13 protein-coding genes are annotated in these 12,733 nt (G+C 72.7%); 3 read left to right on the forward strand and 10 right to left on the reverse strand.

Annotated features, from left to right (window positions below; genetic code table 11):
* Positions 1-489: 489 nt before the first annotated feature.
* Genes tyrS through argC form a run of 10 tightly spaced genes read right to left on the reverse strand, consistent with a single transcriptional unit; the run spans position 490 to position 10,819 of the window.
* Positions 490-1,809, reverse strand: coding sequence for a tyrosine--tRNA ligase (gene tyrS, locus RM445_RS10710; RefSeq protein WP_311556027.1), 1,320 nt, complete (start codon positions 1,807-1,809; stop codon positions 490-492).
* Positions 1,806-2,456: a DNA-3-methyladenine glycosylase gene (locus RM445_RS10715; protein ID WP_311556028.1), complete on the reverse strand. Its 651-nt coding sequence runs from the start codon at positions 2,454-2,456 to the stop codon at positions 1,806-1,808. Before RM445_RS10715 ends, tyrS begins: the two co-directional genes overlap by 4 nt.
* The gene (argH, locus tag RM445_RS10720) at positions 2,453-3,850 is read right to left on the reverse strand and encodes an argininosuccinate lyase (protein ID WP_311556029.1); all 1,398 of its coding nucleotides are present in this window, start codon (positions 3,848-3,850) and stop codon (positions 2,453-2,455) included. Before argH ends, RM445_RS10715 begins: the two co-directional genes overlap by 4 nt.
* Entirely contained in the window at positions 3,847-5,058 is a 1,212-nt protein-coding gene (locus RM445_RS10725) for an argininosuccinate synthase (protein WP_311556030.1), read from the reverse strand. Before RM445_RS10725 ends, argH begins: the two co-directional genes overlap by 4 nt.
* Positions 5,059-5,061: 3 nt before the next feature.
* On the reverse strand, positions 5,062-5,580 hold the full coding sequence (locus tag RM445_RS10730) for an arginine repressor (protein WP_311556031.1): 519 nt from the start codon (positions 5,578-5,580) through the stop codon (positions 5,062-5,064).
* Positions 5,577-6,521: an ornithine carbamoyltransferase gene (argF, locus tag RM445_RS10735; RefSeq protein ID WP_311556032.1), complete on the reverse strand. Its 945-nt coding sequence runs from the start codon at positions 6,519-6,521 to the stop codon at positions 5,577-5,579. The genes RM445_RS10730 and argF overlap by 4 nt, the downstream gene beginning before the upstream one ends.
* Entirely contained in the window at positions 6,522-7,724 is a 1,203-nt protein-coding gene (locus RM445_RS10740; protein WP_311556033.1) for an acetylornithine transaminase, read from the reverse strand.
* Positions 7,721-8,620: an acetylglutamate kinase gene (argB, locus tag RM445_RS10745; RefSeq protein WP_311556034.1), complete on the reverse strand. Its 900-nt coding sequence runs from the start codon at positions 8,618-8,620 to the stop codon at positions 7,721-7,723. Before argB ends, RM445_RS10740 begins: the two co-directional genes overlap by 4 nt.
* 19 nt (positions 8,621-8,639) lie before the next feature.
* Entirely contained in the window at positions 8,640-9,800 is a 1,161-nt protein-coding gene (argJ, locus tag RM445_RS10750; protein WP_311556035.1) for a bifunctional glutamate N-acetyltransferase/amino-acid acetyltransferase ArgJ, read from the reverse strand.
* Positions 9,797-10,819 (reverse strand): N-acetyl-gamma-glutamyl-phosphate reductase, encoded by a 1,023-nt coding sequence (gene argC / locus RM445_RS10755; RefSeq protein ID WP_311556248.1) that lies wholly within the window; start codon positions 10,817-10,819, stop codon positions 9,797-9,799. Before argC ends, argJ begins: the two co-directional genes overlap by 4 nt.
* Before the next feature lie 75 nt (positions 10,820-10,894).
* Here argC and RM445_RS10760 point away from each other — a divergent pair, with 75 nt between their 5' ends.
* The 3 genes from RM445_RS10760 to RM445_RS10770 are packed head-to-tail and all read left to right on the forward strand — an operon-like array spanning position 10,895 to position 12,724.
* Positions 10,895-11,563 (forward strand): DNA alkylation repair protein, encoded by a 669-nt coding sequence (locus RM445_RS10760; protein WP_311556249.1) that lies wholly within the window; start codon positions 10,895-10,897, stop codon positions 11,561-11,563.
* A gap of 37 nt (positions 11,564-11,600) precedes the next feature.
* Complete coding sequence (locus RM445_RS10765; RefSeq protein ID WP_311556036.1) at positions 11,601-12,353, forward strand: LLM class flavin-dependent oxidoreductase; 753 nt, start codon at positions 11,601-11,603, stop codon at positions 12,351-12,353.
* Positions 12,350-12,724, forward strand: coding sequence for a hypothetical protein (locus RM445_RS10770; protein WP_311556037.1), 375 nt, complete (start codon positions 12,350-12,352; stop codon positions 12,722-12,724). The genes RM445_RS10765 and RM445_RS10770 overlap by 4 nt, the downstream gene beginning before the upstream one ends.
* The last annotated feature ends 9 nt before the right edge of the window (positions 12,725-12,733 follow it).

Below are 12,733 nucleotides of genomic sequence, written 5' to 3' on the forward strand. Positions count from 1 at the left end.
CGCCAGCGTTCGTCCTGAGCCAGGATCAAACTCTCCAACAAAAACTGGCTCTAACCAAAAAACTCTCCACCACGGACGGGGCCGTAGATATTGAAGAGCCATATCAAAACTGGCACAACACCACCAGTTCCAAACAAACAAGCTCGACACACTGTTGAGTTCTCAAAAGACACCCGCACACCGGCATCCCACCGTCAGGCGGTCCGTCGGGGCTTGTACTTCTAGAGTAGCACTCCGGATCAGATCCGGGGCAACTCGCCCACCCTAAGTGGTCCGGTGACCAGGGTCAACCCCTGCCGTCCCACACCTCGACGATACACCGCACTGGGCGGGCACCTCCGAGGGGTGTCGCACTCCGGGGGCCGACTACGGGCCAGCGAAGCTGTCCCGGTCTGTCTTGCTGCCGCCCTGGCGACGTGGAGGACAGTACACGCTGCGTCACGGACGCTCCGTTGGGGGGTCCCTAACGGGTGTCCGAGCTGGTCAGCGCTACTGGGAATCGACCAGCCGGTCATCGACCCGGACGCCGGCGATGTTGCGCTTGCCGCGGCGGACGACGAGCCAGCGGCCGTGCAACAGGTCGGCCGCCTCCGGCACCCACTGGTCGTCGGCGATCTTGACGTTGTTGACGTACGCACCACCCTCGGTCACCGTGCGCCGTGCAGCCCCGCGGCTCTCGGACAGGCCGGTGGCGACGAGGAGATCGACGATCGTCGGGTGTTCGTCGAGGTTCACCGACGCACGCGGGACCTCGGTGAGAGCGGCGTCGATGGTCGGGCCGTCGAGATCGCGCAGGTCGCCGCGGCCGAAGAGCGCCTGGCTCGCGGCGATCACCTGCTCGGTCTGGTGAGCGCCGTGGACGAGTGTGGTCAGCTCCCCCGCCAGGCGGCGCTGCGCGGCTCGCAGGTGCGGCCGCTCCGCGACGTCCTTCTCCAGCTGCTCGATCTCCTCGGGCGGCAGGAACGTGAACATCCGCAGGTAGCGCCCGACGTCGGCGTCCGCGACGTTGACGAAGTACTGGTACCACGCGTACGGAGACGTCATCTGCGGGTCCAGCCAGATGTTCCCGCCCCCGGTGGACTTGCCGAACTTGCGCCCCTCGGAGTCGGTGATCAACGGCACGGTGAGCGCGTGGGCCGTCGCGCCCTCGACCCGCCGGATCAGCTCGACCCCGCCCACGATGTTGCCCCACTGGTCCGAACCGCCGATCTGGAGCCGGCATCCCTCGCGGCGGAAGAGGTGCAGGTAGTCCTGGCTCTGCAGGAGCAGGTAGCTGAACTCGGTGTACGACATGCCCTCGGCGGCGAGACGCCGCTTCACCGTCTCGCGCGCGAGCATGACGTTGACCGAGAAGTACTTGCCGACGTCGCGCAGAAACTCCAGGACCGACTGAGGGCCGGTCCAGTCGAGGTTGTTGGCGATGACGGCACCGGTCGGCGAGCCGTCGAACTCGACGAACCGTTCGAGCTGGCCGCGGATGCGGAGCACCCAGTCGGCGACCGTGTCCGTGCTCTGCAGGGTGCGCTCCCCCACGTCGCGCGGATCGCCGATCTGCCCCGTCGCGCCACCGGCGAGGACGACCGGGCGGGCGCCCGCCTGCTGGAAGCGGCGCAGGGTCAACAACGGGATGAGGTGCCCTGCGTGCAGGCTCGGCCCGGTCGGGTCGAATCCGCAGTACAACGTGAGGACGCCCGACGCGAGGTCGCTCCGCAGCGCGTCGCGGTCCGTGGTCTGGGCGATCAGGCCGCGCCACTCCAGCTCGTCGAGGATGTCGCCGCCCGTACGGCCGCTGGCGTTCGCAGTGCTCACGCCGACGATCCTCCCCCACCGGTCGCGGGCTTCGTCCCGGCGCCCCGGCCGGGCCGGTACGGGCTCACGGCAGGTGAGCCGGCGAGCCAGAACCGCCAGGGCGTGTCGTGCGCGGCCGCGACCCCGACACGCGGGCCGGTGCACACGGACGACGGGTCGACCGGTGGTCCGGCGAGCACCCGTACCGGCGAGGACGCGTCGGTCACGTCGAGGCCGTTGTGCTCGCGGGTCAGCCCGAGCAGCGCCGCCAGCCGGGCCGGACCCCGCGCGAGGTCGGCGGCGCGGCGTGCCGTCGGGCGGCGGGCGAAGGCGGCGCCGATGTCCGACGTGACCTCGCCGGCCCGCAGCAGCACCGCGCCCGGCTCGCCGTCGGTCAGGCAGGTCACGTTGGCGCAGAAGTGCATGCCGTAGACGAAGTAGACGTAGAGGTGTCCGGGTGGGCCGAACATCACCGCGTTGCGGGCGGTGCGGCCGCGGAAGGAGTGCGCCGCTGCGTCGTCGGCCCCGCGGTAAGCCTCCACCTCCACGAGCCGGACCGCGACGGTGCCGTCAGGGGTGTCGGCCTCCACCGTGCAGCCCAGCAGGCGGACCGCGGCCTCCGGGACGTCGACGGCGAGCGCGTCGCGGTCGATGAGCGGCGCCGTCATCCTGTCCAGCGCCGCGCCTCCGTCACCTGTGCCCGCAACGCGTCGAGCTGCTCCATGACCCGCACTCCGGCGGTGCCGCCCCGAGCGTCGCGGGCCGCGATCGATCCTTCGACCGTGAGCACCGTGCGGACCTCGGGCGTGAGGGCGGGGTGCACCGCGGCGAGCTCCGCGTCCGTCAGGTCCTCCAGGCCGACCCCGCGCCCCTCGGCCGCCCGGACGCAGCCGCCCGCCGCCTCGTGCGCCACGCGGAACGGCACGCCCTGCCGGACCAGCCACTCCGCGACGTCGGTCGCGAGGGTGAATCCGGCCGGCGCCAGGGCGGCCAGCCGGTCCGTGTGGAACGTCAGGGTCGCCACCATGCCGGCGACCGCGGGAAGCAGCAGCTCCAGCTGCTCGACCGAGTCGAACAACGGCTCCTTGTCCTCCTGCAGGTCGCGGTTGTAGGCGAGCGGGAGGCCCTTGAGCGTGGCGAGGAGCCCGGCGAGGTTGCCGATCAGCCGGCCCGCCTTGCCGCGGGCCAGCTCGGCGACGTCCGGGTTCTTCTTCTGCGGCATGATCGAGCTGCCGGTCGAGAACGCGTCGTCCAGGGTGATGTAGGAGAACTCGGCGGTCGCCCAGAGGATCACCTCCTCGGCGATCCGCGACAGGTCGACCGCCACCATCGCGAGCACGAAGGCCGCCTCCGCCGCGAAGTCGCGCGCGGCCGTGCCGTCGATGGAGTTGGCGGCCGACTGGGAGAACCCCAGCTCGGCGGCCACCGCCTCCGGATCCAGCCCCAGCGACGACCCTGCCAGCGCGCCCGACCCGTACGGCGACACCGCCGTGCGGCGGTCCCAGTCGCGCAGCCGGTCGACGTCGCGCAGGAGGGCGTGCGCGTGCGCGGCGAGGTGGTGCGCGAGCAGCACCGGCTGGGCGTGCTGCAGGTGTGTGCGCCCGGGCATCGGTGCGTCCGGGTGTGACGTGGCCTGGGCGAGCAGGGCGTCGACAACCTCGCACACCCCGGCGCCGACCCGGCGGGCGGCGTCGCGCAACCACATCCGGAACAGCGTCGCCACCTGGTCGTTGCGCGAACGGCCGGCGCGCAGCTTGCCGCCCAGCTCAGGACCCGCGCGCTCGACGAGGCCGCGCTCGAGGGCGGAGTGCACGTCCTCGTCGCCGGGCGCGGGCTCGAACGCACCCGAGGCGACGTCGGCGTCGAGCTTCTCCAGTGCCGAGAGCATCCCGGCCAGCTCGTCGTCGGTGAGCAGCCCGGCGCGGTGCAGCACGCGGGCGTGCGCCATCGAGGCACGCAGGTCGTACGGCGCGAGGCGCCAGTCGAAGTGCGTGGACTTCGAGAGGGCGGTTAGCGCGTCTGCCGGGCCGGAGGCGAACCGCCCGCCCCAGAGACCACTCACCGGTCCACCCCCGACACGCGCTGCGCGCGGCTCGCCGCGATCTTGCTGGGCAGGCCCCACAGCTGGACGAAGCCCTTCGCCAGACCCTGGTCGAAGGTGTCGCCCGCGTCGTAGGTGGCGAGGCCGAAGTCGTAGAGCGACGCGTCCGAGCGGCGGCCCGTCGGCACGGCCCGGCCACCGTGCAGCGTCATGCGCACCTCGCCCGTGACGTGCTCCTGGCTCGACGCGACGAACGAGTCGAGCGCCTCCTTCAGCGGGGAGAACCACAGCCCGTCGTAGACCAGCTCCGTCCAGCGCTGGGAGACCGTGCGCCTGAACCGGGCGAGGTCGCGCTCGACGGTGACGCTCTCCAGCTCCTGGTGTGCGGTGAGCAGGGCGATCGCGCCGGGAGCCTCGTACACCTCGCGGCTCTTGATCCCGACCAGCCGGTCTTCGACCATATCGAGCCGACCGATCCCGTGGGCGCCGGCGCGGGCGTTGAGCTCCTGGATCGCCTGCAGCATCGTGACGCGATGCCCGTCGATCGCGACGGGGACCCCGTTCTCGAACCGGACGACGACCTCGTCGGGCTCCCGCGGCTGCGCCGGGTTCCGCGTGTAGGCGTAGACGTCTTCGATCGGGGCGTTCCAGATGTCCTCCAGGAACCCGGTCTCCACCGCGCGGCCCCAGACGTTCTGGTCGATCGAGTACGGCGACCGCTTGCTGGTCTCGATCGGCAGGTCGTGGTCCTCGGCGTACTGGATCGCCTTCTCGCGGGTCCAGGCGAAGTCGCGGACCGGGGCGATGCACCGCAGCTCGGGGGCGAGCGCCTGGATGCCGACCTCGAACCGGACCTGGTCGTTGCCCTTGCCGGTGCAGCCGTGCGCGACAGTGGTGGCGCCGTACTGCTTCGCCGCGCCCACGAGATGCTTGACGATCAGCGGCCGGGACAGCGCGGAGACCAGCGGGTACCGGTCCATGTAGAGGGCCTGCGCCTGCAGGGCCGGCAGGCAGTACTGCTCGGCGAACTCGTCGCGGGCATCGGCGACCACGGCCTCGACGGCGCCGCAGGCGAGCGCCCGCTTGCGGATCTGCTCGAGGTCTTCACCACCCTGTCCGACGTCCACCGCGACGGCGACGACCTCCGCGCCGGTCTCCTCGGCGATCCAGCCGATGCCCACCGAGGTGTCCAAGCCCCCGGAGTAGGCCAGTACGACCCGGTCCGTCATCTCCTACAACCCCTTCATCACTGTCTGATCGATCTTGGCTGACTTCAGGTTCGTGAGCCGCTCCGCGATCATCGCGCCCGTCAAGGGCTCGCGGGCCACCACGAGCAGGGTGTCGTCGCCCGCGACCGTGCCGACGACGTCGTGCAGCGCTGCGCGGTCCAGCGCACTGGCCAGGTAGTGCGCGGCGCCGGGTGGGGTGCGGAGCACCGCGAGGTTCCCGCTCGCGTCGCTGGACACGAGCAGTTCGCCGAGCAGCTTGGCCAGGCGGCCGGTGCCGCCCTCGACCCCGCGCACCGGGCTGCCGTCGTCCGGGATCACGTACACGGGGATGCCGCCGTCCGCGCCGCGCAGCTTGATGGCGCCCAGCTCGTCGAGGTCCCGGGACAGCGTGGCCTGGGTGGTCTCGATCCCCGCGGCCTCCAGCAGGCCGAGCAGCTCCGTCTGGCTGCGGACCTGCTCGCGCGAGACGATCTCGACGATCCGTGCCTGGCGGGCGGCGCGGCTGGTGGTGCCGGTGGTCATCGCTGCACCTGGGCCAGCAACCAGGTCAGGAGCGCCTTCTGGGCGTGCAGCCGGTTCTCCGCCTCGTCCCACGCCGCGCTGCGGGGGCCGTCGAGCACCTCGTCCGTGATCTCGTCGCCGCGGTGCGCGGGCAGGCAGTGCAGCGCGATCACGTCGGGCGCGGCCCGGTCGAGCAGCGCGTCGTTGACCTGCAGGGGCCGGAACGGGGCCGTGCGGTCGCGGCCGTCGGACTCCTGCCCCATCGACACCCAGGTGTCGGTCACGACGACCTCGGCGCCCTCGACCGCGGCGTGCGGGTCGGCGACCAGCGCGGCGCTGCCGCCGGTCTCGTGGGCGCGCGCCTTGGCGTCGCGCAGCACGTCCGGGTCCGGGCTGAAGCCGTCCGGGGCGCACACGCGCACGTGCAGCCCGGCGGTGACCCCGCCGAGCAGGAGCGAGTGCGCCATGTTGTTCGCGCCGTCGCCGAGGTAGGTCAGGGTCAGTCCGGCCAGCCGCCCGAACCGCTCGCGGATCGTCTGCAGGTCGGCGAGCACCTGGCAGGGGTGGAACTCGTCGGTGAGCGCGTTCACGACCGGGACGGTCGCCGAGGCGGCCATCTCCTCGATCCGCGCCTGCGCCCCGGTCCGCCACACGATCGCCGCCACGTAGCGGGAGATCACCCGCGCTGTGTCGCCGATGGACTCGCCCCGCCCCATCTGACTGGCGGCCGCGTCGACGATCAGCGGGGTCCCCCCGAGCTGGGCGATGCCGGTCTCGAAGGACAGGCGGGTGCGCGTGGAGCTCTTGTCGAACAACACGGCCACGCTGCGTGGGCCCTCCAGCGGGCGCCGGGAGAACGGTTCGGCCTTCAGCGCGGCGGCGAGATCGAGGATCTCGGCCTGCTCGGCCTGCGTGAGGTCGTCGTCGCGCAGGAGGTGGCGCAGGGGGTGACGGGCGGGCATCTAGACCGCCCCCACTGCCGATGCTGCGTCGGTGTCGAGGAGGCCGGGCAGCACGTCGAGGAACTCGGTGGCCTGTGCCTCGGTCAGCACCAGCGGCGGGATGAGCCGGATGCGGTTCGGCACCGCGTTGTTCACCAGGTAGCCCGCGTCGCGGGCGGCCGACGAGACCGCCGCGGAGACCGGCGAGGCGAGTCCGACGCCGATCATCAGCCCGGCCCCGCTGACGTCGGTGACCAGCGGGTGGCCGAGCGCCTCGATGCCGGTGGTGAGCACCTTGCCGACCTGCTGGACGTGCTCGAGCAGGCCTTCGCCGACGATCGTGTCGAGCACGGCGAGGGCGGCCGCGCAGCAGACCGGGTTGCCACCGAAGGTCGTGCCGTGCTGACCGGGCTCGAGCAGCCTGCCGGCGTCCCCGATGCCGATGCACGCCCCGATCGGCAGGCCGCCGCCGAGCCCCTTCGCGAGCGTCACGACGTCCGGCACGATCCCGGCGGCCTGATGGGCGAACCAGACACCGGTGCGACCGATGCCGGTCTGCACCTCGTCGATCACCAGGAGCGCCCCGCGGGCGGCGGTGATCTCCCGTGCGGCGCGCAGGTAGCCCTCCGGCGGGACGATCACACCGGCCTCGCCGAGGATCGGTTCGAGCACGACGGCGGCCGTGTCGCCGTCCACCGCGGCGTCCAGGGCGGCGACGTCGCCGTAGGGCACGTGCGACACACCCGCCGGCAGCGGCTCGAACGGCGCTCGCTTCGGCTGCTGGCCGGTGAGCGCCAACGCGCCCATCGTGCGTCCGTGGAAGGCGTTCTGCGCGGCCACGATGTGCGGGCGCCCGGTCCGACGGGCGATCTTGAAGGCGGTCTCGTTCGCCTCGGCGCCGGAGTTGCAGAACAGCACGTGCGAGTCGGGTGCCTCCAGCAGGCCCTGCAACCGCTCGGCCAGGTTCAGCACCGGCTCGTGGACGAAGAAGTTCGAGACGTGCCCGAGCCGGCCGATCTGATCGGTCACGGCGGCGACGACGGCGGGATGGGCGTGGCCCAGCGCGTTCACCGCGACCCCGGAGACCAGGTCCAGGTAGCGGCGGCCGTGGGCGTCCCACACCTCGGCACCGCTGCCCGTGACGAGCTCGAGCGCGGGCGTGCCATAGTTGTTCATGAGCGCGGCGTTCCAGCGCTCCTGGTAGGTCGTGGGCGTCCCGGTCATGAGGGAACCACCATCGTTCCGACTCCTTCGGTGGTGAAGACCTCGAGCAGCACCGAGTGCGGCACCCGCCCGTCGATCACGTGGGCCTGGGGGACACCGCCGCGCACCGCGCGCAGGCAGGCTTCCATCTTCGGCGCCATCCCCGACTCCAGGCCCGGCAGCATCGGTTCGAGCTCGTCCGCGGTGAGCGCGCTGATGATCGAGTCGGGGTCCGGGTAGTTCGCGTACAGCCCGGCGACGTCGGTGAGGATCACCAGCTTCGCCGCGCCGAGCGCGGCGGCCAGCGCGGCGGCGGCGCTGTCGGCGTTGATGTTGTAGACCGTGCCGGCCGTGTCCGGGGCGACGCCCGCGACCACCGGGATGCGCCCGGCCGAGACGATGTCGAGCACGGCGGCCGGGTTGACCGCCACCACGTCGCCGACCAGCCCGATGTCGACGGGCTCCCCGCCGACGAGCGCGGTGCGCTTCTCGGCGGTGAACAGGTGCGCGTCCTCCCCCGACAGGCCGACGGCGTACGGACCGTGCTGGTTGATCAGCCCGACCAGCTCGCGGCCGACCTGACCGACCAGGACCATCCGCACGACGTCGATCGTCTCGGGCGTGGTGACGCGCAGGCCGCCGCGGAACTCCGCGGGTAGCCCCAGCCGGGCCAGCATCGCGGAGATCTGGGGGCCGCCGCCGTGTACGACCACGGGGAGGATCCCGGCCAGCCGCAGGAAGACCATGTCGCGGGCGAAGGCCTGCTTGAGCTCCTCGTCGATCATGGCGTTGCCGCCGTACTTGACGACGACGACGCGCCCGTGGAACCGCTGCAACCAGGGCAGCGCCTCGGCCAGCACCGCCGCCTTCTCCCCGGCGTGGGCCCGGCTCACCGTGCCGCCAGGAGGGGCAGGCACGTCGGTGAGGGCAGGCCCGTCAGGAGGGGTAGGCACTGTTCTCCTCCACGTACGCGTGCGACAGGTCCGTGGTGAGGATGTCCGCCGCGCCGGCGCCCAGCCCGAGGTCGACCTCGACGAGCACCTCCTTGCCCGACAGGTCGGCGTCGGTGCGGCCACCCGCGGCCACTCCGCCCCGGCACAGCAGAACGCCGTTCATGACGATGTCGAGCCGGTCCGGATCGACGGCGGCGTCGGCGTACCCGGCCGCGGCGGCGATGCGCCCCCAGTTGGCGTCGGACCCGAAGATCGCGGTCTTCACCAGGCTGTCGCGGGCGATCGTGCGCGCGACGGTGACGGCGTCGTCCTCCGTCGCGGCGCCCGTCACCCGCACGGTGATCCGCTTGGTGACGCCCTCGGCGTCGGCCTGCATCTGCTGGGCGAGGTCGCGGCAGAGGGCCGTCAGCGCGGTGGTGAACGCGCTCGGGTCGACGGCCACGCCGGAGGCACCGGAGGCGAGCACGAGCACGGTGTCGTTGGTGGACATGGAACCGTCGACGTCCAACCGGTCGAAGCTGACCCGGACGGCGGCGCGAAGCGCCTCGTCGAGCACCGGGGCGTCCACCACGGCGTCCGTGGTGAGCACGGTGAGCATCGTGGCCATCGACGGCGCGATCATGCCGGCGCCCTTAGTGGTGCCGCCGATGCTCCAACCGGTGACGTCCGTGTAGGCGGACTGCTTGGCCACGGTGTCCGTGGTCATGATCGCGGTCGAGGCGGCCAGGGCCGAGAGCGCGTCGTCGCCGAGCGCCGCGGCGGCCGCCTCGACGCCGGCGAGCACGGCTTCCCGCGGGAGTTGCTTGCCGATCAGCCCCGTGGAACAGACCGCGACCTCCAGGGGCGCGCACCCGAGTGCCTCGGCCGCCTTCTCTGCGGTGGCGTGCGCGGTCTGGAAACCCTCGGGCCCCGTGCAGGCGTTCGCCCCACCGGAGTTGAGGACGACGGCGCGCAGCCGCCCCGTGGTCAGCACCTGCTGCGACCACAGCACCGGAGCGGCCTTGACCTTGTTGCGGGTGAACACGCCGGCGGCCGAGTGCGCCGGGCCGTCGTTGACGACCAGGGCGAGGTCGAGGGCGCCGGTGGACTTGAGCCCGGCCGCCACGCCGGCGGCGCGGAACCCCTGGGGCGTCGTCAGCGTCACGGTGCCACCCCCGTCAGCGGCAGGCCGGTGGTCTCCGGCAGTCCCAGGGCCAGGTTCATCGACTGCACGGCGCCTCCGGCGGTGCCCTTGGTGAGGTTGTCGATCGCGGCGACGGCGACGAGCCGCCGGGCGTCGGGATCGACGGTGACCTGCATGTGGACGGTGTTCGCCCCGAGCGTGGCGGCCGTGGTCGGCCACGTCCCCTCGGGCAGCAGGTGCACGAAGGGCTCGTCCGCGTACGCCTTCGCGTACGCCTCGACGACCTCCGCGGCCGACGCGTCGGTGCGCGCCGTGCAGGTGGCAAGGATGCCGCGCGGCAGCGGCGCCAGAACCGGAGTGAAGCTCACGCCGACCGTCCTACCGGCCACCACCGACAGGTTCTGGGCGATCTCGGGTGTGTGCCGGTGGGCACCCCCGACGCCGTAGGCCGACAGCGCCCCCATCACCTCGGCGCCCAGCAGGTGCGGCTTGAGCGCCTTTCCGGCGCCCGACGTGCCCGACACCGCGGTGACGACCACCTCGGGCTCGGCCAGCCCGGCGGCGAACGCGGGGAACAGCGCCAGCGTCGAGGCGGTCGGGTAGCAGCCCGGTACGGCGATCCGGCGTGCCCCGCGCAGGGCCTCGCGCGCACCGGGGAGCTCGGGAAGCCCGTAGGGCCAGGAGCCGGCGTGGACGCCGCCGTACCAGCGGGTCCACGCGGCCGGGTCGGTGAGCCGGTGGTCCGCTCCGCAGTCGACCACGAGCACGTCGTCGCCCAGTTGCGCCGCGAGTTCGGCGGAGCGGCCGTGCGGCAGGGCGAGGAAGACCACGTCGTGCCCGGCTAGCGTGTCGGCCGTGGTGTCCACGAGGACGCGGTCGGCCAGTGGCAGCAGGTGCGGCTGATGCACACCCAGCCGCGTGCCCGCGCTGCCTCCGGCCGTCAGGGCCCCGACCTCCGCCTCAGGATGAGCGAGCAGGAGCCGGAGGAGCTCGCCCCCCGCATACCCGCTCGCTCCCGCCACTGCGATCCGCACGTGGATGAGTATGCACGACCCTGCAAATCAATACACAGAGGGGTTCTGTCGGTGGCCCGGCCTACGGTGCCCCGCATGAGCATCCCCGACGCCGACGCGATCGTCGAGGCGGCGCGCGCGGGCCTCGCGGCGAGAGCCGACCCGACGGCGGCGCCCGGCATGCAGGCTTACATGAAGTCCACGATGCCCTTCCTCGGCGTGGCAGCACCGGCCCGCAGCACGTTGCTGCGGGAGCTGCGGCCGCTGCTGGCCGACCGGTCGGCCGTCCGGGCCGCGGCCGAGGTGCTGTGGGACGGGGCCCGGGTCCGCGAGGAGCGCTACGTCGCCACCGCACTGGCCCGGCGGCTCGCCCCGGAGCCGGACCGGCTGCCGGTCCACCGGCACTGGATCGTCACCGGCGCCTGGTGGGATCACGTCGACGAGATCGCCTCCCGGGTGGTCGGTCCCGCGCTGCGCGCCGACCCGGCGTCCGTCACGCCGGTGCTCCGCACCTGGATCCGGGCGCCGGACCGCTGGCTGCGCCGCACGGCGGTGATCTGCCAGCTCGGCGCGCGCGAGCAGACCGACCTCGCGCTGCTCGCCGAGGCGATCGAGGCGAACCTCGACGACGGCGACTTCTTCCTCCGCAAGGGGATCGGCTGGGCGTTGCGCCAGTACGCGCGCACGGACCCGGAGTGGGTCCGCACGTTCGTCACGGCGCACCCGGCGTTGTCGCCGCTGTCGAGGAAGGAGGCGCTCAAGCACCTGTGACGCGATGACAGCCCGTATCCCGCCGTACGGTGGCGGCGTGGAGATCGGGGTGTACACCTTCGCCGACGTCAGCCTGGACCCCGACGGTGTGGGGCCGGCGCAGCGGCTGCGCGAGGTCGTCGAGGAGATCGCGCTGGCCGACGAGGTGGGCCTCGACGTGTTCGGGGTCGGCGAGCACCACCGCCGTGACTACGCCTCCTCCGCACCGGCCGTGATCCTGGCCGCGGGCGCCGAGCGCTCGTCCCGGATCCGGTTGACCAGCGCGGTGAGCGTGCTGAGCAGCGACGACCCCGTGCGGGTCTTCCAGCAGTTCTCGACGCTGGACCTGCTGTCGGACGGGCGCGCGGAGATCATGGCGGGACGCGGGTCGTTCGTGGAGTCGTTCCCGCTGTTCGGCTACGACCTCGGCGACTACGACGCGCTGTTCACGGAGAAGCTCGACCTGCTGCTCGCGGTGCGGGCCCACGAGCGCGTGACGTGGTCGGGCCGGCACCGTCCCGCGCTCGACGACCAGCCCGTGTACCCGCGGCCCGTGCAGGACCCGCTGCCGGCCGCAGCCGTCAGGCGAAGCCCCTCGACGGGAATTCGGACGATCGTGAAAGCCGGCGAGCCTGGCGGTTGCGGGTCGGGATCGCCGTGGGCGGCAGCCCGGCCTCCGTGGTCCGCGCCGGCACGCTCGGCCTCCCGCTCGCGCTCGCGATCATCGGTGGGATCCCGGAGCGGTTCGCGCCCATGGTGGCGCTGTACCGGGAGGCGGCGTCCCGGGCCGGACACGGGCACCTGCCGGTGAGCATCAACACGCACGGGTTCGTCGCCGCCGACCACGAGACGGCGGCCGACACGTACTACCCGCACCACGCCGAGGTGATGGACCGCATCGGGGCCGAGCGCGGCTGGGGCCCGACGAACAAGCGCGCCTTCACCGCGGCGACGGGGCTGCGCGGGCACCTGACCCTCGGCGATCCCGAGGAGGTCGCGGAGAAGATCCTCTTCCAGCACGAGGTGTTCGGCCACGACCGGGCCCTCGTTCAGCTGGCGCTGGGCACGGTGCCGCACCGCGCGGTGATGACGGCCATCGAACTGCTCGGCACGAAGGTCGCGCCGACGGTCCGGGCGGAGGTCGCGCGGCGGAGCCCCGCACCGGTCGACAGCATGCCGTGACGCCGCCCG

Origin of the sequence: Pseudonocardia charpentierae (assembly GCF_031845345.1) — a bacterium.
GTDB lineage: Bacteria > Actinomycetota > Actinomycetes > Mycobacteriales > Pseudonocardiaceae > Pseudonocardia > Pseudonocardia charpentierae.